We start from the raw sequence: 19,082 nt of genomic DNA, 5'->3' as shown, positions 1-19,082 counted from the left end.
CGAGAAGGCACATCGGTAACTTGCTAATGCACGAGGCGGGTTCTAATGTCAGCGCTTAGTCTATTCCAGGTGTTGCCTATGAACGTTTCCGCACTGCCGCGCCAACAGCTTCTCTTGGTCGATGACGAAGAGGATGCGTTGCTTGAGCTGGCGGAATTGCTGGAGGGTGAAGGTTTCAATTGTTTCACCGCGACCTCGGTCAAGCTGGCGCTGCAGCACCTGACGCGCAATCCGGATATAGCGCTGGTCATCACCGACCTGCGCATGCCGGAGGAGAGCGGGATGTCGTTGATCAAGCGCTTGCGCGAGCACACGGCGCGCCAGCATTTGCCGGTGATCGTGATGTCCGGGCATGCCGACATGGAGGATGTCAGTGACATGCTGCGGTTGCAGGTTCTGGACCTGTTTCGCAAGCCGATCTATCACGTGCGGTTGCTGGAGACGCTCAATAACCTGTTCCCGCAGCCGCTGGGGGAGTTTGGCAGGCGCTAAGTAGCTTGGTAAACGCATTGCCCTGTAGGAGCTGCCGAAGGCTGCGATCTTTTGATCTTCCCGGGGGCAAAACAAGATCAAAAGATCGCAGCCTGCGGCAGCTCCTACAGGAGCGAGGTACATTCGCCAGGGTCAGGCAATCGGTCGCCAGTGACCAACCATGTGCTCCAGATCACCAGCCCCGACCAGTTGCAGATCCCCACTGGAACCTGCGGCGCTGGCCAGTAATGTCACCTCGCTGGGCAGGCGCACCGGCTTTTTGAATTGCACCACGATCTCGACGTTCGCGGCCGGCAGATGCTCGGCGAGGGCGGCCAGGGTGCGGGCCTTGTTCCATAAACCATGGGCAATCGCCGATGGAAAACCGAACATTTTGGCGCTGGCAGCACTCAGGTGAATCGGGTTGTAGTCGCCCGATACCTTGGCGTATTGCCGGCCGATGTCCGCGGGCGCTGTCCATTGGGCAACTTGCGTCAGTGCCAGCGTCGAGGCCAGCTCCTCCTCGACGGGCTCGCCTTCAAGCTTCACGCCCCGGCACAGCATCTGGCTTTGCGCCTCCCAGAGCGGTCCCAATTGATCATCCAGCGTCGTCACCAGATCGAAGGTCGCGCCCTTCGCATGGGGTTGCAGGTTCTCCACGCACACGCTGGCCCGCACCCGATGGACCCCGCCCATGGGCCGCAACACGCGGATGCGATTGCTCAGGTGAATCAGCCCCAGCAGCGGGAACGGAAAGTCCCGGGCGGTGAGCAATTGCATCTGCAAGGCGAATGCAAGGATGTGCGGGTAGGTGGGTGGCAGCAGGCTGTTGTCGGCGAAGCCGCAGACCTTGCGATAGGCCGCCAGGCGCTTTGGGTCGACATCGAGCCAGCAGCGCAAACCCGAATGGGGCAGGGTGGTGCCGGTGATTTTGCGCCGCGTCGCCGCCTGTACATACAGCCCCGGCAGGCTGGGTTCGCGGTTGAGTGTGTGCCAGTCGATGATCATGCCTAGGCCCCCAGAACGCTTTGCCCGCAGACACGCAATGCCTGGCCGGTGAATGCGCCCGTGCCCGGTTGCGCGAGCCAGGCCACTGCTTCGGCGACGTCTTGCGGCAGGCCACCCTGGCCCAGTGAGCTCATGCGTCGCCCGGCTTCGCGCAGGCCGAATGGAATGTGCGCGGTCATTTGCGTTTCGATGAAACCCGGGGCCACGGCATTGATGCTGATGCCCCGCCCATGCAACAGCGGCGCCCACGCCTGTGCCAGGCCAATCAGCCCGGCCTTGCTCGCCGCATAGTTGGATTGCCCGCGATTGCCCGCGATGCCGCTGATCGACGCCAGCAGGATCACCCGGCCATTGTCGCGCAGGGTGCCGCTATCGAGCAGGGCCTTGGTCAGCACTTGCGGGGCGTTGAGGTTGACGGCGAGCACTGCGTCCCAGAACTCCGGCGTCATGTTGGCCAGGGTTTTGTCCCGGGTGATGCCGGCGTTGTGCACCACGATGTCGATGCCGTCGGGCAACTGTTCCACCAACTCCGTCGCCGCATTCTCGGCGCAGATGTCCAGCGTGATACCACGCCCGCCGAGGCGTGCGGCGAGGGCGTCGAGATCGGTCCTGGCCGGGGGCACGTCGAGCAGGATGACTTCGGCACCGTCACGGGCCAGGGTTTCGGCGATGGCGGCGCCGATGCCACGCGCAGCGCCGGTGACCAGCGCCTTGCGCCCGGCCAGCGGCCGCGTCCAGTCCGTCACCTGGGTGTCGCAGGCCTGCAGGCCAATCACTTGCCCGGACACGAAGGCGCTTTTCGGTGAGAGGAAAAACCGTAGCGGTCCTTCCAGTTGATCCTCGGCACCCTCGCCAACGTGGATCAGCTGCAAAGTGCCACCGCTGCGCAGTTCCTTGGCCAGCGAGCGACTGAAACCTTCGAGGGCGCGCTGGGTGCTGGCGGCGAATGGGTCGCTCAAGGTCCGCGGGTCACGCCCCAGGATCACCAGGTGTGCACTGTGGTCGAGATTTTTCATCAGTGGCTGGAAGAATTCGCGCAGTTGCTTGAGCTGGTCGGTTTGCACAAGATCACTGGCATCGAATACCACCGCCTTTAGTTTCGGGCCGTGTCCGGGAATCCACGCGGCCGCCATCGAGGGATCGGTGCCGTAGGTGTAGATCGCGTCCGTCAGGCGGTTGGCGAAGGCGCTGACCTTTTCCGCCAATGGGCCGCCGCCAATCAGCAAAGCGCCTTCGACAGGGCGCAATCGGCCCGCTTGCCAGCGTTCCAGGCGTACTGGTGAAGGCAGGCCCATGGCACCGACCAGTCGATGGCCGATGGACGAATTGGCGAAGTCGATATAGCGGTCGGACATGGAACGCGCTCCAGCAGATGAGGTTCAAAGTGTGGACCATGAATGGCAATCAGTCGTTCGATTCACTGGAAAAGGCCTACGCTTGCGGGTAATGGCCTTCACAGAATAGGAAGCTTTTCATGACTCAGCTGCGTCGCGTCGCGATTATCGGCGGTAACCGGATACCCTTCGCTCGGTCCAACGGGCCGTACGCCACCGCCAGTAACCAGGCCATGCTCACGGCCACGCTCGAAGGCCTGATCGAACGCTACAACCTGCATGGCCTGCGCCTTGGCGAAGTGGTCACCGGGGCCGTCCTCAAGTTGCCGCGGGACATGGCCCTGACGCGTGAGTGCGTGCTTGGTTCGCGACTGTCGCCCGCTACTCCGGCCTACGACATCCAGCAAGCTTGTGGCACCGGACTTGAAGCGGCGCTGTTGGTGGCTAACAAAATTGCCTTGGGACAAATCGACAGCGCCATTGCCGGTGGCGTCGATACCACCTCGGACGCGCCGATCAGTGTCAGCGACGGGTTGCGCAAGATTCTGCTGCAAGCCTATCGGGCCAACACGACCATTGAAAAACTCAAGCCCTTCCTGCAGTTGCGCCCCTGGCACCTGATCCCGGAATTCCCGCGCAATGGCGAGCCGCGCACCGGAATGTCCATGGGCGAGCATTGCGAGTTGATGGCGCAGACCTGGAACATTCCTCGCGAAGAGCAGGATAAGCTGACGCTGCTGAGCCATCAGAATCTTGACGCGTCCTATGCCGAAGGTTGGCAAAATGATTTGATGACGCCGTTTCTTGGCCTCACTCGCGACAACAATTTGCGCCCTGACCTGACCCTCGAAAAACTCGCCTCACTCAAGCCCGTTTTCGAAAAAAGCGCAAAAGGCACCCTGACTCCCGGTAACTCCACGCCGCTGACCGATGGCGCCTCGCTAGTGCTGCTAGGCAGTGAGGAATGGGCGCAAGCACGTGGCTTGCCGATCCTGGCCTACCTGCGCGATGGCGAGACAGCGGCAGTGGATTTCGTCAATGGCGCCGAGGGCTTGTTGATGGCGCCGGTGTATGCCGTGCCAAGGTTGCTGGCGCGCAATGGCCTGACCTTGCAGGACTTCGATTACTACGAAATCCATGAAGCGTTCGCCGCGCAAGTGCTCTGCACCTTGAAGGCCTGGGAAGACCCCGAGTACTGCAAGACCCGCCTGGGCCTCGACGCGCCGCTGGGGGCCATCGACCGCAGCAAGCTCAATGTCAAAGGCAGTTCACTGGCGGCCGGGCACCCGTTTGCGGCCACGGGCGGTCGCATCCTCGCCAACCTGGCCAAGTTGCTTGATGCGGCGGGGAAGGGGCGTGGGCTTATCTCGATCTGCGCCGCAGGCGGCCAGGGGGTAACCGCCATCATCGAACGTTAACGATACCTGTAGGAGCCGGCTTGCTGGCGATGGCGATCCCTCGGACGCCATCGCCAGCAAGCCGGCTCCTACAGATAGGTTTAGTGTTGAATAGATCCGAGGCATGGCCTAACGTCGCCCCATCAGCCATCTCGCAACACAAGGCCGTTCAATGCCGACTAACGGACAGGTTTCCCTCGAACGCAGCATTCCACCGCTCATCACACTGCCACGTCCGCTGTATGCCCGGGTGGAGAGCCTCAATGCCGGGTCGTGGACGCCGTCCCATCGACACGACTGGGTGCAGTTTTCCTATGCCATCAGTGGTGTGCTCGGGGTGCACACCGCCGAGGGCAGTTTCTTCGCGCCGCCCCAGTGGGGAATCTGGATTCCGGCGGATCTCGATCATCAGGTCGTGACCTCAATGCGTGCCGAGATGCGCAGCCTGTATGTGCGCCGCGAAGATTGCGAGTGGGCGGACGGGCGTTGCCGGGTACTGGAAGTGACGCCGCTGGCCCGGGAGCTGATCAAGAGTTTTTGCCTGCTGCCAGTGGAATATCCACAGGGCGACAGCCCGCAAGCGCGGCTGGTGAGTGTATTGCTCGATCAGTTGGCGACATTGCCGGAAGTCGGGTTTTCCCTGCCGTTGCCCCGTCATGAAAGGTTGTTGGGCTTGTGCAACGAGCTGATCGAAAATCCCGAGCACAATGTGACCTTGCACGAATGGGCCGAGCGCCTGGGTACATCGGAGAAAACCCTGATGCGCCTGTTCCAGCGGGAAACCGGGTTGAGTTTCCGCGGTTGGCGCCAGCGCATGCGGCTGTTGTCGTCGTTAAGTCTGCTGGAGGAGGGCGACAGCGTGACCAACGCCGCGCTGGCCTGTGGGTATGACTCGACGTCAGCGTTTATTGCGGCGTTCAAGAGCCTGTTCGGATTTACCCCGGGAGAGCTGTTCCGACAGTGAGGGCCGCTTCGCGAGCAGGCTCGCTCCCACAAGGGCAGTGCAAAACCCTGTGGGAGCGAGCCTGCTCGCGAATGGTCGCGAAGCGGGCACCGGGATTTCAATCAGGTACGGAAGCGGCGCACCAACCCATCCAGCTCATTCGACAACCCGGCCAGGCTCTGGGAATCCAGGCGCGCCGAGTTCGCCAGTTCCGCCACCAATTGCGCATCGCCATGGATCTGGCTGATGTGCCGGTTGATGTCTTCGGCCACTTGATGCTGTTGTTCCGCCGCCGTGGCAATCTGGGTGTTCATGTCGCGGATCACATCCACCGACTCGCGGATCTGCCCGAAACTGTTGCGCGCTTCGCCGATGCGCGTCACCGATTGCTGGGACACCTCCAGGCTCGCATGCATCTGCTGGGTCACCTGGCTGGTGCGCTTGGCCAGGTTGCCCAGCAGCCCGTCGATTTCTGCGGTGGAGTCGGCCGTGCGCTTGGCCAGCGCGCGTACTTCGTCGGCTACTACCGCAAAACCACGACCCTGTTCACCGGCCCGCGCCGCTTCGATGGCCGCGTTCAGTGCCAGCAGGTTGGTTTGCTCGGCGATTGAGCGAATGGTCCCCAGGATCGACTGGATATCATTGCTGTCGCGTTCCAGCTGTTGCATCGACTGCGCCGACTGTTCGATTTCCTGGCTCAGGCGATCGACACTGCTGACGGCCGCGTCAATCTGTTGCTGGCCTTCGCGGGCCTGGCGCTGCCCGCTGTCGGCGGACTCGGCCGCCTGGCTGCAGGAGCGCGCCACTTCGTTGGCGGTGGCGACCATTTCATGGAATGCCGTGGACACCATGTCCACCGCTTCACGCTGGCGCCCAGCGGCTTCGGCCATGTCGCTGGAGACCTGGGTCGAGCTCTTGGAGGTGGCCAGGATGCTGGTCGCGGCTCCACCGATGCTCTGGATCAGGTTGCGAATCGCGGTCAGGAACTGGTTGAACCAGTTGGCCAGTTGCGCGGTTTCGTCGCTGCCGCGGATTTGCAGGCTCTTGGTCAGGTCGCCTTCGCCCTGGGCGATGCCTTCCAGACCGTCGGCCACGCTGCGGATCGGTCGCACGATGACGCTGGCGAAACTCGCGCCGACAACGGCAAAAATCACAGCCAGTACCGCGGCGATGATGGCGATCAACCAGGTCAGTTGGGTGGCGGTGCTCATCACATCGCTCTGCTTGATCAAGCCGATGAAGGTCCAGCCCAACTGCTCGGACGGCCAGACGTTGGCCATGTAGCGCTCGCCATTGAGTTCAACCTCGACCAGGCCTTTGCCGGCCTTGGCCAGTTGCGCGTAGCCCTCGCCGAGGCTGCCCAGGGCTTTGAAGTTATGTTCCGGTTGTTTCGGGTCGACCAGCACGGTGCCGGAATTTTCCAGCAGCATCAGGTAGCCGGTCTCGCCGAGCTTGATCTGCTTGACCAGTTCGGTGAGCTGTTTGAGCGACACGTCGATGCTGACGACGCCACCGTTGGTGCCCAGCTTGTTGTCGATGGTGCGCACGGTGCTGACGTAGGACGTATCGTTTTCGGCCCAGTAATAGGCTTCGGTACGGAATGGCTTGCCCGGTTTGGCCTGGGCGGCCTTGTACCAGGGGCGCTGGCGCGGGTCGTAGTTGGCCAGTTTGGCATCGTCCGGCCACGACACGTAACCACCGGCCGCGGTGCCGAGGATGGCGTAGGCGTATGACGGATGGGCGTTGCCCAGGTCCTGCAGGAAGCCGAAGACTTTTTTGTCCATTTCCCCTTGGGGAATGCTGGCGGCGTTGGCGTTCATGTAGGTCTTGAGGCTGTCGTCGGAGTTCGTGATCAGCGGTTGCCTGGCCAGGTATTCGACGTTCTGGCTGATGCCGTCGAAAAACAGTTGCATCGCATTGCTGACCTGACGGATTTCGCGACCGCTGTTGTCGACGAATTCGTCCTTGGCATCGCTGCGCAAGTTCAGCACGACGAGGGTGGCGACCAGCACCACCGGCAAGCAGGCGATGATTGCAAACGCCCAGGTCAGTTTCTGTTTGATGTTCATCCGCGCTCCAGATTTTCTTGTAGGCCCACGCAGTGCAGATGACTCGCGGTTTTTTGGCAGCCGTAAACGTAATGGATCCCTGTTCCCTGAATGCGGCATCGTTATTGTTGTAAAAACGATTGTCGGACAAATCACTTTGTCACTTAGGACTTCGGCTGTTGCCTGCGGAAATTGAGGGCTGTTTTGAAAAATGACACGAACGGTACGTCGGCACCCCCTCCCCCGAATGGATGGATTGCCGTATAACGAAGGACTTTCGCGTGTTTGGTAATAAAGGACCCACAATAAAAGCTGATGAAGACTCCAAAACGCATTGAACCCCTGATCGAGGACGGTCTGGTCGACGAGGTGCTGCGCCCACTCATGAGTGGTAAAGAAGCAGCTGTTTATGTGGTGCGCTGCGGCAACCAGTTACGTTGCGCGAAAGTCTACAAGGAGGCGAATAAACGCAGTTTTCGTCAGGCGGCCGAGTATCAGGAAGGCCGCAAGGTGCGCAACAGCCGACAGGCCCGGGCCATGGCCAAGGGCTCCAAGTTCGGTCGCAAGGAAACCGAAGACGCTTGGCAGAACGCCGAAGTGGCGGCGCTGTTTCGCCTGGCCAATGCCGGTGTGCGGGTACCCAAGCCCTATGACTTCCTTGAGGGCGTGCTGCTCATGGAACTGGTGGCCGACGAGTATGGCGATGCGGCACCGCGCCTGAACGACGTGGTGCTGGAGCCGGATCAGGCGCGCGAGTATCACGCGTTCCTGATTTCGCAGATCGTGCTGATGCTGTGTACCGGCCTGGTGCACGGTGACCTGTCCGAGTTCAACGTGCTGTTGACCCCGACCGGCCCGGTGATCATCGACTTGCCGCAAGCGGTTGACGCGGCGGGCAACAACCACGCGTTCAGCATGCTGGAGCGGGACGTGGGCAACATGGCGTCCTATTTCGGACGGTTTGCGCCAGAGTTGAAAAAGACTCGGTACGCCAAGGAAATGTGGGCTTTGTACGAGGCGGGCACTTTGCACCCGGCCAGCGTCCTGACTGGCGAATTCGACGAGCCGGAAGAGCTGGCCGACGTCGGCGGCATCATGCGCGAGATCGAGGCCGCGCGCCTGGATGAAGAGCGCAAGCAAGCGGCGCGTGCCGCAGACGACACGCCACCGGGCAAAACCGAAGAGCCGCCTCCGCCCTGGATGCAGTGATCGGTTTTTTGTAGGTGCACATGATCGTTCCCACGCTCTGCGTGGGAATGCCGCCAGGGACGCTCCGCGTTCCGCTTCTGAATGTGACGCAGAGCGTCACGGGATGCATTCCCACGCAGAGCGTGGGAACGATCGTGGGCGATACGGTGTGTCACAGGCGCTTAAATATTCGACGGTTCTGCACAACACCCCGACTCCAGGCTCTTGAGAATCGGACAATCCGGCCGATGATCGCCCTGACAATGCTCGACCAGATCCTGCAACGTATCGCGCAGCTGCCCCAACTCGCGGATTTTCTGGTTCAACTCGTCGATATGCTGGCGGGCCAGGGCCTTCACATCGGCACTGGCCCGCTGGCGATCCTGCCAGAGGGTCAGCAGCTTGCCGACTTCTTCCAGGGAAAACCCCAGGTCCCGAGAGCGCTTGATGAACGCCAGCGTATGCAGGTCGTCGTCGCTGTAGACCCGATAACCGCTGTCGGTGCGATGCGCCGCCTTGAGCAAGCCAATGGACTCGTAGTAACGGATCATCTTTGCGCTCAGGCCGCTATGGCGGGCCGCTTGGCCGATGTTCATCGCTTGTCCTCCAGATCCTCGGGTTTCCAGGTTTTCAACAGTAGCGCATTGCTCACCACGCTCACACTCGACAACGCCATTGCCGCACCGGCGAGTACTGGGTTGAGGAATCCGAAGGCCGCCAGCGGAATGCCGATCAGGTTATAGACAAAGGCCCAGAACAGATTCTGGCGGATCTTCGCGTAGGTCTTGCGGCTGATTTCCAGCGCCGCGGGCACCAATCGCGGATCGCCGCGCATCAGGGTGATCCCGGCGGCGTGCATGGCCACGTCGGTACCGCCTCCCATGGCAATGCCGATATCCGCCGCGGCCAATGCCGGCGCATCGTTGATGCCGTCGCCAACCATCGCCACCACACCGGTTTTCTTCAGCATGGCGACTTCGGCGGCTTTGTCTGCCGGCAGCACTTCGGCGTGTACATTCGTGATGCCCAGTGCATCGGCGACCACTTTGGCGCTGCCTCGGTTGTCGCCGGTCAGCAAGTGGCTGCTGATATGGCGTGCGCTGAGTTGTTGCACGGCTTGCAGCGCGCCAGGCTTGAGCATGTCACCGAAAGCGAACAATCCCAGTACTCGCGGTGCCGGGCTTTGCTCGATCAGCCAGGACAGGGTCCGGCCTTCGGCTTCCCAGGCAGTTGCCGAATCGGCCAATTCACCTGCGCGCAATCCGCTTTCTTCCAATAGACGTCGATTACCCAGTGCCAGCCTACGGCCCTCAAGACTGCCGGCAATGCCGCGCCCTGTCAGGGACTGACTGTCGCTGACATCGGCCACGATCAGACCGCGTTGTGCGCACTCATCCAGCACAGCCTTGGCCAGCGGATGCTCACTGCCACGTTGCAAGGCGCCGGCCAGTTGCAGCAGGGCGGTTTCGTCACCGTCGATGGCGCTCAAGTGGGCGATGCGCGGGGTGCCAGAGGTCAGGGTTCCGGTTTTGTCGAACACCACTGCACTGACTTCATGGGCACGTTCCAGCGCTTCGGCGTCCTTGATCAGAATCCCATGCCGCGCCGCCACCCCGGTGCCGGCCATGATCGCCGTCGGCGTGGCCAAGCCCAGGGCACAAGGGCAGGCGATTACCAGCACCGCCACGGCATTGATCAGCGCGGTTTCCAGTGGCGCGCCGTACAGCCACCAGCCAATCAGGGTAGCGAGTGCCAGCAGCAGCACAACCGGCACGAAGATCTGGCTGACTTTATCCACCAATTTCTGGATCGGGGCCTTGGCCGCCTGAGCGTCCTCAACCAGTCGAATGATGCGAGCCAGCACCGTTTCCGCGCCAAGTGCCTGAGTGCGTACCAGCAGGCGACCTTCACCATTGATCGCGCCGCCCGTGACCTTGTCACCCGGTTGCTTGGGCACCGGCAGGCTTTCGCCGCTGATCAGCGCTTCGTCGGCATGGCTCTGGCCGTCGACCACTTCACCGTCCACCGGAAAGCGTTCGCCGGGTTTGACCAGTACCAGGTCATTGAGGCGCAAGGCGCTGATGGCGACTTCCTGCTCACGGCCGTCGACGACCTGGATCGCCCGCTCCGGGCGAAGCGCTTCCAGGGCGCGAATGGCGCTGGCAGTCTGGCGTTTGGCGCGGCTTTCCAGGTACTTGCCCAACAACACCAGGGCAATCACTACAGCCGAGGCTTCGAAATACAGGTGCGGCATGCGCCCGGCGGCGGTGGCCCATTCGTACACGCTCAAGCCATAACCGGCACTGGTGCCCAGCGCGACCAGCAGATCCATGTTGCCAGCGCCGGCACGCACGGCTTTCCAGGCGGCTACATAAAACCGTGCGCCAAAGATGAATTGCACCGGCGTGGCCAAGGCGAACTGCGCCCAGGCCGGAAGCATCCAGTGCACGCCGAACGGTTGCAGCAACATCGGCAAAACCAGGGGCAAGGCGAGGGCGATGGCTGCGATCAAGGCCCAGCGCTCGCGGTACAGTCGGGTTTGCTGCGTGTCGATATGTGGCTGATCGTCTTGCCAGACGCTGGCGACGTAACCGGCCTTGGTCACGGCACCGATCAGGGCTTGCGGATCGACTTGCCCGAACAGTTCCACATGAGCGCGTTCATTGGCCAGGTTAACGCTGACGCTCTTGACCCCCGCCACCTTGCTCAGTGCCCGTTCGACCCGGCCGACACAGGAGGCGCAGGTCATGCCGTCGATGCTCAATTCAAGGCGCTGCTGCGGCACGCTATAACCGGCTTTTTGCACGGCCTCCATCAAGGCCGGGAGACTGTCGACCGGCGCTTGAACCCGGGCCTGCTCGGTGGCCAGGTTGACGCTGACGGCACTGGCGCCGACGACTTTGCTCAAGGCGCGCTCGACACGCCCGGCGCAGCTGGCACAGGTCATGCCGGCAATTGGCAGATCGAAAGTAATGGATTCGGACATCGGTCACGCTCCCTGTAGTAGTTGCCTACAGGATCAACCTTGCCATGCTGGCAAGGTCAAGCACCAAGATCAAAGTGCGATATCAACCTTGTAGGAGCGAGCCTGCTCGCGATGAACCCGAGAGCGCCGCGGGGTGTCAGGTTTCCAGCGTTATCGTTGACGACCTTCGTCGGAACGCCGCCCGGAGCATGCTCGCTCCTACAGGGGGATGTTTCAGTATCCGAGGCCTGCGCGCTTGAGATACATCCCATCCTGTGTCATCGCAATCCGGTATTTCAACATATCACCGGCCCTGAGCTGGATGTCTTGCGAACCCGGCGCCAACATGCCCGGGTTACACCCCGGCGCCTGGCCCGGCAGCAACTTCAAGCGCAGCGACACATTGCCCGGTGGCAAGTTGAACGAGGTGCTCTGCTCCTGGAACAGCCGCGCCGCCAGCTGGTCCTGGATGTACACGCCGATTTCGCAGCTGGTTGCGACTTCCAGGCGCTCGCGGGAAATGATCAGCACGCCATAATCCTCACCGGCGGCATTGACCGGGGCTGTGGCGGTGAAAAGGCTGAGCAGGCCTAACAGGCTGAAAGCTGACCAGCGCATGGCTGAATCTCCTGGGATCAAGTCGTAGATGCACGCAGCTTGGACGAGCGCGAAGCCGATTGCCAGCCCGGCAGGTCACTTCGGAACTTGACCTTGCCATGGGGGCAAGCTCGAGACTGTAGCTCACCTCATTCAAACACCTCAGTAAAGGAGTCATCCATGCAAGTGTTTAACGTTGAAGGCATGTCCTGCGGTCACTGCGTCAAGGCGATCACCCAGGCTGTGCAGGCCAAGGACCCGGCCGCGAGTGTGCGGGTCGACCTGGCGGCCAGGGAAGTCGGCGTCGAGAGTGCATTGAGCGCCGAGCAAGTGATCGAGCTCATCAGTGAAGAAGGCTACCGCGTGAAGCTGGCCTGAATTTTTTAATAGTTAGCGAGCTAACTTAATGTTCAAGGCGTCCATGCGCGGCTAGACTGTCGGGCTGCCGACTTCTGTCCCATTGGATGCCTGATGAATTTTCGCACAATCCTGATTCTTGGCGCCTTGAGCGCTTTCGGTCCTCTGGCGATCGATTTTTATCTGCCGGCGTTCCCGGCAATGGCGCTCGCCTTCGGCACCGACGAAAAACACGTTCAGCTGACATTGGCCGCCTATTTCCTCGGCTTGTCCATTGGTCAGCTGGCTTACGGCCCGGTGGCTGATCGGTTCGGGCGACGCATGCCGTTGCTGATTGGGGTCGGGCTGTTTACCGCCGCTTCGTTGGCGTGCGCGTATGCACCGAGCCTGGAGTGGCTGATCGGTGCGCGGTTCATCCAGGCACTGGGTGGTTGCGCAGGGATGGTGATCTCGAGGGCTGTGGTCAGCGACAAATGCGATGCGGTGGGCTCGGCAAAAGTCTTTTCGCAATTGATGCTGGTGATGGGGTTGGCGCCGATTCTTGCACCGATGCTCGGCGGTTTGCTGGTCAACACCACTGGCTGGCAGTCGATCTTCCTCGCGCTGACTGGTTTCAGTGCCCTGGCAGGGCTGGCCGTGGCACTGGGCCTGCCAGAAAGCATGCCCGCCCATTTGCCACGCCAACCCTTGGCGGGGGCGTTGCGCCAGTACGCACGTTTGCTCAAGGACCCGGTATACCTCGGCCATGCCCTGACGGGCGGTATCGCCATCGCCGGCATGTTCTCCTACATCGCCGGGTCGCCGTTCATCTTCATCAAGCTCTATGGCGTTCCGGCTGAACATTTTGGCTGGTTCTTCGGTGCCAACGCGGCGGGGTTCATCCTCGTGGCCCAAGTCAACGCGCGACTGTTGGCCAAGCGTGGTCCGGCGTTCCTGCTGACACGCACAGTGTGGATCTACCTCGGAGCCGGCTTGGCGTTGCTCGCCGTCAGTGCGCTGCACACCGCACAGCTTTGGCCGCTGCTGATTCCATTATTCGTCTGTATCGCCAGCCTCGGTTGCATTCTTCCCAATGCCTCGGCCTGCGCGATGAACGGCCAGGGTGCCCGCGCCGGCAGTGCTTCGGCCATGCTCGGGTGCCTGCAATTCAGTGTCGCAGCAGGCGCTGCGGCGCTGGTCGGTGTGTTGCACGACGGCACCGCCATGCCGATGGCCATGGTCATCAGCCTGTGCGGGATTCTGGTGGTGAGCGCGGCGCTGCTCACCCGACGTATACAAAATGCCCGGGCGTTGGTGCAAGTCCAGGTTTGAGGACTGACTCAGCCAACAGCGCGCTGTTGGCGGTCGGGTATCTGGTGCGGGGCGTGTAGGCGCGCTTCAAGGGTATTGGTGAAGGCGCGGGCTTCGGCTTCGCTGCGGAAGGTGACGGCATGTTGATCCAGGCGAACCTGCCACTGGGACTTTGCCAATTCTTTTATCAGGATCTTCATTACTGACCTCCTCAAGTAAAAGATTTCTCGCAGAGGCTTCGATTGTAGTCCTGAATACGAGCGCGATTGTGACAAGGCTCAACTCTCGGACTGACGGTTTGTAACAAAAAACATCGCAGTCCGAGAGCAGCCTTCGGCAGCTCCTGCAGTCGCTTAAAACCCTTCCAGCACAATCTTGCCCTTGGATTTTCCGCTTTCCAGCAGTGCATGGGCACGCCGCAGGTTCGCCGCGTTGATGATGCCGAAATGTTCGCCAACCGTGGTTTTCAGAGTGCCGGCGTCGATCAGCTCGGCTACCCGGTTGAGCAATTTGTGCTGTTCAATCATGTCCGCGGTTTCGAACAGTGAGCGGGTGTACATGAACTCCCAGTGCAGTGACAGGCTCTTGCGCTTGAGCTTGGTCACGTCGAGGCTTTTCGGGTCGTCGATCAGTGCCAGCTTGCCTTGTGGTGCCAACGCCTCGACCAGTTGATCCAGGTGATGATCGGTTTGGGTCAGGCTGGCGACATGGGTCACCTGATCGATGCCGGCCTGTTTGAGGGCCTGTGCCAGTGGCTGGCTGTGATCGATCACCTGATCGGCTCCCAGCGCTTTCACCCAGCTTTGGGTCTGCGGGCGCGAAGCGGTACCGATCACATTCAGGCCCGTGAGCTGTTTGGCCAGTTGCGTGAGGATCGAACCGACGCCGCCGGCCGCACCGACGATCAACAGGCTCTGGCCTTCAACGGTCTTGCCTTCGTGCACCTGCAGGCGCTCGAACAGCAACTCCCACGCGGTAATGGCCGTCAACGGCAGGGCGGCGGCCTCGGCGAAACCCAGGGTGTTCGGCATATGGCCGACGATTCGTTCATCCACCACGTGCAGCTCGCTGTTACCGCCGGCACGGGCGATGGAGCCGGCGTAGAAGACCTTGTCGCCGGCCTTGAACAATGTCACTTCGCTGCCGACCGACTTGACCACGCCGGCCACGTCCCACCCCAGCACTTTAGCCGCGCCGGCTTCAGGCTGGACGTTCTGCCGGACCTTGGTGTCCACCGGGTTCACCGAGATGGCCTTGACCTCCACCAGCAGGTCGCGGGGGCCAGCGACTGGCTCCGGCAGTTCGATGTCTTGCAGGGCGTTTTCATCGCTGATCGGCAACGAGGCGTAGTAGGCAACGGCTTTCATTGGAAGGCTCCCAAATAACTATCTGAATTAAGATTCGATGGGATGGATGATTGGCTATTTCTAAGGAAGATAAAACCCGCTAAAAGAGCAGTCTCTTTCAATGTTTTTTTGATAATGAAGGCTCACATGCTGCGGTTCGATGATTTGCAGTTGTTCGTCCGTGCGGCGGACCTGGGCAGCCTGTCCGCGGCCGCACGGGGCATGGACATGTCGGCAGCAGTGGCGAGCGCGGCGTTGAAGCGCATCGAACAGCAACTGGGCGCCCGCCTGCTGGCCCGCTCGACCCGCAGCCTGCGCCTGACCGCAGAAGGCGAAGGTTTTCTGGAGTACGCTCGGGCGGCCTTGAGTCATCTCGACGAAGGCCGGCGTCTGTTGGCCAGCGGACAGGATCAGGTCAGCGGCGTCTTGCAGCTGTCCGCGCCTTCGGACTTTGGGCGCAACCTGCTGCTGCCCTGGCTGGATGAGTTTCAGCGCGAGCACCCGAAGCTAACCGTGCGCTTGCTGCTGGGCGACCGCATCGCCGATCTGTTCCGCCAGCCAGTGGACATCGCCCTGCGCTACGGCGAGCCGGAAGATTCCAGCCTGGTGGCGCTACCCATCGCCCCACACAATCGTCGAGTGCTGTGTGCCGCGCCCGAATACCTCGCCCGGCGTGGCGAGCCACGCCAACTGGAGCAACTGGCCCAGCACAATTGCCTGCTGTTCATGCTGGGCAGCCGGGTTCACGATCACTGGAGTTTTCATGACGGCAAGCGCGAGGTCGGCCTGACCGTCGGTGGCGATCGTTTCAGTGACGATGCCGATGTCGTGCGCCTGTGGGCGCTGGCAGGGGCCGGGATCGCTTACAAATCCTGGCTTGATGTGGCCAACGATGTGTTAGCGGGGCGCTTGAAAGTGCTGATGCCGGAACTGCTCTGTGAGCGCGCACCGCTGAATCTGTTGTGCGCCCATCGCGCACAGTTGAGTAAGCCGGTGAACCTTTTGCGGGAAATGCTTGCCAGCCGATGCGCCCATTTGAGTAGTCATTTTCCGGGATTATCGGGTTTCGATCATTAGTCTCAGGCAAAAAGCGAAATTTCCCTCAGGAACTATCAGCATCGGCGGTTTGCGGGGGGCAGGATCTGGCGGCCAACCGGCCTATACTGATGCTTGCCTGGTGAACGCACCACCGATCGCAAGGGCGAGCCCGGTTTATGGCAGTTTCCACGTTTGGCCGACAGCACATGACGGGTCAAGATATCTCTGAGCAGCAGGACGATACGATTCAACAGGGAGTGAATACATGGAACATGCACCTTGCATCAGCCAGATAGCCACGTTGCTGGCTGACCCGAAGCGCAGCGCAATGATGTGGGCCTTGATGGACGGATCGGCTCGACATACTGAAGAATTGGCATTGATGGCCGGGCTGTCACCGTCTTCGGCGAGTGCGCACCTGGCGCGGTTGTCCGCCGGAGGCCTGTTGAAAGTAGAAACCCGTGGGCGAAAGCGCTTCTTCCGCCTGACAGCACCCGAAATCGGTGCCGCGATCGAAGCCCTGGCCAGCGCCACGCTGGCCAGCACACCGCAGGATATCCCGGACATATTCAAACGCGCCGCCCCCTTGGCCAAACCTCAGCCGAGGGGTTCATCGCTGTTGCGTGCGCGGCTGTGTGAGGACCACTTGGGTGGCACCCTGGCCGCCGATCTGTACCAGCGCCTGCTGGAGGCCGGCTGGATCGAGCAGTTCGACCAGCGGGTCACGATCACCCTCAAGGGCTCGACGCAGCTGGCGTCACGCGGTGTCTTCATTCAGGCGCTGGCCCATCGCAACGGCAAGGTTGCCTGTGCGTGTCCCGACTGGAGCGAAAGACGGCCGCACCTGGGCGGTGCCTTGGGTGCGGCGTTGCTGCAGCTGTTCATGCAGTCCGGTTGGCTGAACTTGCCCGTGGATTCTCGTGCCCTGCAGCTTACCGCCGCCGGGCAGAAAGAAATTCACCGTTTCGCCAGGCAGACCGAGCTGGAAATGGCCTTGTAGGAGACCCGGTAGATATCAGGGTTTGACCAACCGGGCATCCAGGCTGTTCTGCGCCAGGCGTTTGGCCTGGTCCTGGGTCATGCCCAGGTCGGTATACAGGGCATGGAAGTTTTCGGTGACGTAACCGCCGAAGTACGCCGGGTCATCGGAGTTCACGGTCACTTTCACGCCACGCTCGAGCATGTCGAGAATATTGTGCTGCGACATGTGATCAAACACACAGAGCTTGGTGTTGGACAGTGGGCACACGGTCAGCGGGATCTGCTCATCGATGATGCGCTGCATCAAGCGCTCGTCTTCGATGGCGCGCACGCCATGGTCGATGCGCTGGATTTTCAACAGGTCGAGGGCTTCCCAGATGTACTCGGGTGGGCCTTCTTCACCGGCGTGGGCGACCGTCAGGAAACCTTCGCCACGGGCGCGGTCGAACACGCGTTGAAATTTGCTCGGTGGGTGCCCCATCTCGGAGCTGTCCAGGCCCACGGCGACAAACGCATCGCGGAACGGCAGCGCCTGGTCGAGGGTCTTCTGCGCCTGCTCTTCGCTCAAATGGCGCAGGAAGCTCAAAATCAAACCGCTGGTGATTCCCAGTTGTTGCTCACCGTCCTTCAACGCTGCGGCGATGCCATTGAGCACCACTTCGAATGGAATGCCACGGTCGGTGTGGGTCTGCGGGTCGAAGAACGGTTCGGTGTGAATCACGTTCTGCGCCTTGCAGCGCAAGAGATAGGCCCAGGTCAGGTCGTAGAAATCCTGGGAAGTGCGCAGCACGTCGGCACCCTGGTAGTACAGGTCGAGGAATTCTTGCAGGTTATTGAAGGCGTAGGCCTTGCGCAGGGTTTCGACATCGCTCCACGGCAGGGCGATCTTGTTGCGTTCGGCCAGGGCAAACAGCAGTTCGGGTTCCAGCGAACCTTCCAGGTGCAGGTGCAGTTCGGCCTTGGGCAGGGCGTTCAGCCAGTCGTACATAATTCTGTTCTCATCAGGTGCAATGGCGCCATTCTACAGATGCTCGTCGCAACAATTGATAAAACCTGACCAGGCGGTTCATTCCACCGCCTCCTGTTCCCGTCGATAAGCGTAGGTATCGGCGAAACGTGAGAGTAGGAACTGGGCGCAAGTGGTGGCCGGGTATTTCGCCGCCTGCTGTTCATCCTGGCATCCGGGCAGGCATTCGATGCGGGTATCGGGGTGTGGCTCGGCAAAGAATGGCATCGAGTAACGATCCACGCCCAATGGGCTGATCACCCTGTGCGGCGTTGACAGGTAACGGTCGTTGCTCCAGCGCGCCATCATGTCACCGAGATTGACCACGAACGTCCCTTCGATCGGCGGGGCATCGATCCATTCGCCTTTTACGTTCCTGACTTGCAAGCCACCGGCGGCATCCTGGTAGAGCAGGGTGATACAGCCGTAATCGGTGTGAGCGCCGGCGCCTTGTTGCTCCCGGGAAGTGGCGGTGTGTCGCGGCGGGTAGTGAATCATGCGCAATACGCTGACCGGTTCACGAAAGCGCGTGTCGAAAAAATCCCGCTTGATGCCGAGCGCCAACGTCATTGCCCGCAACAAGGTTTGCGCAAGTGCCTGCATGTCGACGTAGTGTTGCTCCATCAGCGTCTCCCAACCTGGCATTGATGGATGGCGGTTGGGGCCGCGCAACGGTTTTTCCGCCAGCACATCGGGATGGTCGAGCGGCAGGTGCAGGCCCATGTCGAAAGTTTCTTTCAGGTCGCTGGGTTTACTCGGGTCCAGTTGTTCGGTGGCAATAGCGCCATAGCCGCGATGGTGGCGGGTCTGGGTGATGTCGATCTTGAGCTTCTCGGCAGTTGGCAGGGCGAAGAAACGCTTGGCGCTGTCGAGCACGGCGTCGATGCGCGCGGCGCTGATCGGGTGACCCTTGATGTAGAAAAAGCCCCATTCGCGGCAGGCGTGGTCGATTTGCTTTGCCACGGTTGCCCAGGCGCTTTGGTCGTCGGTGTAGAGCGGGTCGATGTCGATGATGGGAAGACTGTTCATACACAATCCTGAGAGCGTTGAAAATCCCTGTAGGAGCTGCCGCAGGCTGCGATCTTTTGATCTTGATCTGATAAAAATCAAAAG

18 protein-coding genes and 1 pseudogene are annotated in these 19,082 nt (G+C 61.1%); 8 read left to right on the top strand and 11 right to left on the bottom strand.

Features of this window, described 5'->3' with window-relative positions; all coding sequences use genetic code 11:
- The first annotated feature begins 78 nt into the window (after positions 1 to 78).
- On the top strand, positions 79 to 492 hold the full coding sequence (locus AC3WWR_RS15265; RefSeq protein ID WP_020799212.1) for a response regulator: 414 nt from the start codon (positions 79 to 81) through the stop codon (positions 490 to 492).
- Between the two features lie 132 nt (positions 493 to 624).
- Here AC3WWR_RS15265 and AC3WWR_RS15260 read toward each other — a convergent pair whose 3' ends face one another.
- Together AC3WWR_RS15260 and AC3WWR_RS15255 are read right to left on the bottom strand one after the other, a co-directional pair.
- Positions 625 to 1,479 (bottom strand): MaoC family dehydratase, encoded by an 855-nt coding sequence (locus AC3WWR_RS15260; RefSeq protein ID WP_020799211.1) that lies wholly within the window; start codon positions 1,477 to 1,479, stop codon positions 625 to 627.
- A gap of 2 nt (positions 1,480 to 1,481) precedes the next feature.
- A complete protein-coding gene (locus AC3WWR_RS15255; RefSeq protein WP_492598843.1) occupies positions 1,482 to 2,834 on the bottom strand; it encodes a 3-oxoacyl-ACP reductase in 1,353 nt (450 codons plus the stop codon).
- Positions 2,835 to 2,953: 119 nt separating this feature from the next.
- On the opposite strand from AC3WWR_RS15255, the gene AC3WWR_RS15250 reads away from it, so the two are divergent.
- Positions 2,954 to 4,231, top strand: coding sequence for an acetyl-CoA C-acetyltransferase (locus tag AC3WWR_RS15250; RefSeq protein ID WP_492598842.1), 1,278 nt, complete (start codon positions 2,954 to 2,956; stop codon positions 4,229 to 4,231).
- 151 nt (positions 4,232 to 4,382) lie between these two features.
- Positions 4,383 to 5,174: an AraC family transcriptional regulator gene (locus AC3WWR_RS15245; RefSeq protein WP_083350089.1), complete on the top strand. Its 792-nt coding sequence runs from the start codon at positions 4,383 to 4,385 to the stop codon at positions 5,172 to 5,174.
- Positions 5,175 to 5,275: 101 nt separating this feature from the next.
- Here the strand turns inward: AC3WWR_RS15245 and AC3WWR_RS15240 are convergent, their stop codons facing one another.
- Together AC3WWR_RS15240 and AC3WWR_RS15235 are read right to left on the bottom strand one after the other, a co-directional pair.
- Positions 5,276 to 6,004 (bottom strand): methyl-accepting chemotaxis protein, encoded by a 729-nt coding sequence (locus AC3WWR_RS15240; RefSeq protein ID WP_370628334.1) that lies wholly within the window; start codon positions 6,002 to 6,004, stop codon positions 5,276 to 5,278.
- 129 nt (positions 6,005 to 6,133) lie between these two features.
- Positions 6,134 to 7,066 (bottom strand): annotated as a pseudogene (locus AC3WWR_RS15235) (cache domain-containing protein); the annotation flags it as partial.
- A gap of 450 nt (positions 7,067 to 7,516) precedes the next feature.
- Here AC3WWR_RS15235 and AC3WWR_RS15230 point away from each other — a divergent pair.
- Positions 7,517 to 8,410: a PA4780 family RIO1-like protein kinase gene (locus tag AC3WWR_RS15230; protein ID WP_020796349.1), complete on the top strand. Its 894-nt coding sequence runs from the start codon at positions 7,517 to 7,519 to the stop codon at positions 8,408 to 8,410.
- A 161-nt stretch (positions 8,411 to 8,571) separates the two neighbouring features.
- Here the strand turns inward: AC3WWR_RS15230 and cueR are convergent, their stop codons facing one another.
- From cueR to AC3WWR_RS15215, 3 genes are all read right to left on the bottom strand, one after another.
- The gene (gene cueR, locus AC3WWR_RS15225) at positions 8,572 to 8,985 is read right to left on the bottom strand and encodes a Cu(I)-responsive transcriptional regulator (RefSeq protein WP_020796348.1); all 414 of its coding nucleotides are present in this window, start codon (positions 8,983 to 8,985) and stop codon (positions 8,572 to 8,574) included.
- On the bottom strand, positions 8,982 to 11,375 hold the full coding sequence (locus AC3WWR_RS15220) for a heavy metal translocating P-type ATPase (protein WP_151143975.1): 2,394 nt from the start codon (positions 11,373 to 11,375) through the stop codon (positions 8,982 to 8,984). Before AC3WWR_RS15220 ends, cueR begins: the two co-directional genes overlap by 4 nt.
- 213 nt (positions 11,376 to 11,588) lie before the next feature.
- Complete coding sequence (locus tag AC3WWR_RS15215) at positions 11,589 to 11,972, bottom strand: hypothetical protein (protein ID WP_020796346.1); 384 nt, start codon at positions 11,970 to 11,972, stop codon at positions 11,589 to 11,591.
- A 159-nt stretch (positions 11,973 to 12,131) separates the two neighbouring features.
- Here AC3WWR_RS15215 and AC3WWR_RS15210 point away from each other — a divergent pair, with 159 nt between their 5' ends.
- The gene (locus tag AC3WWR_RS15210) at positions 12,132 to 12,329 is read left to right on the top strand and encodes a heavy-metal-associated domain-containing protein (protein WP_020796345.1); all 198 of its coding nucleotides are present in this window, start codon (positions 12,132 to 12,134) and stop codon (positions 12,327 to 12,329) included.
- Positions 12,330 to 12,422: 93 nt separating this feature from the next.
- Positions 12,423 to 13,619, top strand: a complete 1,197-nt coding sequence (locus AC3WWR_RS15205; protein ID WP_020796344.1) for a multidrug effflux MFS transporter — start codon at positions 12,423 to 12,425, stop codon at positions 13,617 to 13,619.
- An 8-nt stretch (positions 13,620 to 13,627) separates the two neighbouring features.
- Here AC3WWR_RS15205 and AC3WWR_RS15200 read toward each other — a convergent pair whose 3' ends face one another.
- Together AC3WWR_RS15200 and AC3WWR_RS15195 are read right to left on the bottom strand one after the other, a co-directional pair.
- Positions 13,628 to 13,798 carry a hypothetical protein gene (locus AC3WWR_RS15200; protein WP_008066222.1) on the bottom strand — a complete coding sequence of 57 codons (171 nt, stop codon included), beginning with the start codon at positions 13,796 to 13,798 and terminating at the stop codon, positions 13,628 to 13,630.
- 153 nt (positions 13,799 to 13,951) lie between these two features.
- The gene (locus AC3WWR_RS15195) at positions 13,952 to 14,965 is read right to left on the bottom strand and encodes a zinc-binding alcohol dehydrogenase family protein (RefSeq protein WP_020796343.1); all 1,014 of its coding nucleotides are present in this window, start codon (positions 14,963 to 14,965) and stop codon (positions 13,952 to 13,954) included.
- 126 nt (positions 14,966 to 15,091) lie between these two features.
- On the opposite strand from AC3WWR_RS15195, the gene vimR reads away from it, so the two are divergent.
- Together vimR and AC3WWR_RS15185 are read left to right on the top strand one after the other, a co-directional pair.
- Positions 15,092 to 16,021 carry a transcription regulator VimR gene (vimR, locus tag AC3WWR_RS15190; RefSeq protein ID WP_020796342.1) on the top strand — a complete coding sequence of 310 codons (930 nt, stop codon included), beginning with the start codon at positions 15,092 to 15,094 and terminating at the stop codon, positions 16,019 to 16,021.
- 226 nt (positions 16,022 to 16,247) lie between these two features.
- Entirely contained in the window at positions 16,248 to 16,982 is a 735-nt protein-coding gene (locus tag AC3WWR_RS15185) for an ArsR/SmtB family transcription factor (protein ID WP_020796341.1), read from the top strand.
- Positions 16,983 to 16,997: 15 nt separating this feature from the next.
- Here AC3WWR_RS15185 and AC3WWR_RS15180 read toward each other — a convergent pair whose 3' ends face one another.
- Both AC3WWR_RS15180 and AC3WWR_RS15175 read right to left on the bottom strand, forming a co-directional pair.
- On the bottom strand, positions 16,998 to 17,951 hold the full coding sequence (locus AC3WWR_RS15180) for an adenosine deaminase (RefSeq protein ID WP_020796340.1): 954 nt from the start codon (positions 17,949 to 17,951) through the stop codon (positions 16,998 to 17,000).
- Positions 17,952 to 18,029: 78 nt separating this feature from the next.
- The gene (locus AC3WWR_RS15175; RefSeq protein ID WP_151143977.1) at positions 18,030 to 18,998 is read right to left on the bottom strand and encodes a 2-oxoglutarate and iron-dependent oxygenase domain-containing protein; all 969 of its coding nucleotides are present in this window, start codon (positions 18,996 to 18,998) and stop codon (positions 18,030 to 18,032) included.
- Between the last annotated feature and the right edge of the window lie 84 nt (positions 18,999 to 19,082).

Source organism: Pseudomonas sp. EB271-G4-1 (genome assembly GCF_058791355.1).
This window is presented reverse-complemented; position numbering and strand designations above follow the sequence as displayed.

What these genes read in the sequence shown, in the direction of transcription:
- AC3WWR_RS15265 (WP_020799212.1), top strand. Translation starts at nt 79, where the DNA reads ATGAACGTTTCCGCACTGCCGCGCCAACAGCTTCTCTTGGTCGATGAC.
- AC3WWR_RS15260 (WP_020799211.1), bottom strand. Translation starts at nt 1,479, where the DNA reads ATGATCATCGACTGGCACACACTCAACCGCGAACCCAGCCTGCCGGGG.
- AC3WWR_RS15255 (WP_492598843.1), bottom strand. Translation starts at nt 2,834, where the DNA reads ATGTCCGACCGCTATATCGACTTCGCCAATTCGTCCATCGGCCATCGA.
- AC3WWR_RS15250 (WP_492598842.1), top strand. Translation starts at nt 2,954, where the DNA reads ATGACTCAGCTGCGTCGCGTCGCGATTATCGGCGGTAACCGGATACCC.
- AC3WWR_RS15245 (WP_083350089.1), top strand. Translation starts at nt 4,383, where the DNA reads ATGCCGACTAACGGACAGGTTTCCCTCGAACGCAGCATTCCACCGCTC.
- AC3WWR_RS15240 (WP_370628334.1), bottom strand. Translation starts at nt 6,004, where the DNA reads ATGGTGTCCACGGCATTCCATGAAATGGTCGCCACCGCCAACGAAGTG.
- AC3WWR_RS15230 (WP_020796349.1), top strand. Translation starts at nt 7,517, where the DNA reads ATGAAGACTCCAAAACGCATTGAACCCCTGATCGAGGACGGTCTGGTC.
- cueR (WP_020796348.1), bottom strand. Translation starts at nt 8,985, where the DNA reads ATGAACATCGGCCAAGCGGCCCGCCATAGCGGCCTGAGCGCAAAGATG.
- AC3WWR_RS15220 (WP_151143975.1), bottom strand. Translation starts at nt 11,375, where the DNA reads ATGTCCGAATCCATTACTTTCGATCTGCCAATTGCCGGCATGACCTGT.
- AC3WWR_RS15215 (WP_020796346.1), bottom strand. Translation starts at nt 11,972, where the DNA reads ATGCGCTGGTCAGCTTTCAGCCTGTTAGGCCTGCTCAGCCTTTTCACC.
- AC3WWR_RS15210 (WP_020796345.1), top strand. Translation starts at nt 12,132, where the DNA reads ATGCAAGTGTTTAACGTTGAAGGCATGTCCTGCGGTCACTGCGTCAAG.
- AC3WWR_RS15205 (WP_020796344.1), top strand. Translation starts at nt 12,423, where the DNA reads ATGAATTTTCGCACAATCCTGATTCTTGGCGCCTTGAGCGCTTTCGGT.
- AC3WWR_RS15200 (WP_008066222.1), bottom strand. Translation starts at nt 13,798, where the DNA reads ATGAAGATCCTGATAAAAGAATTGGCAAAGTCCCAGTGGCAGGTTCGC.
- AC3WWR_RS15195 (WP_020796343.1), bottom strand. Translation starts at nt 14,965, where the DNA reads ATGAAAGCCGTTGCCTACTACGCCTCGTTGCCGATCAGCGATGAAAAC.
- vimR (WP_020796342.1), top strand. Translation starts at nt 15,092, where the DNA reads ATGCTGCGGTTCGATGATTTGCAGTTGTTCGTCCGTGCGGCGGACCTG.
- AC3WWR_RS15185 (WP_020796341.1), top strand. Translation starts at nt 16,248, where the DNA reads ATGGAACATGCACCTTGCATCAGCCAGATAGCCACGTTGCTGGCTGAC.
- AC3WWR_RS15180 (WP_020796340.1), bottom strand. Translation starts at nt 17,951, where the DNA reads ATGTACGACTGGCTGAACGCCCTGCCCAAGGCCGAACTGCACCTGCAC.
- AC3WWR_RS15175 (WP_151143977.1), bottom strand. Translation starts at nt 18,998, where the DNA reads ATGAACAGTCTTCCCATCATCGACATCGACCCGCTCTACACCGACGAC.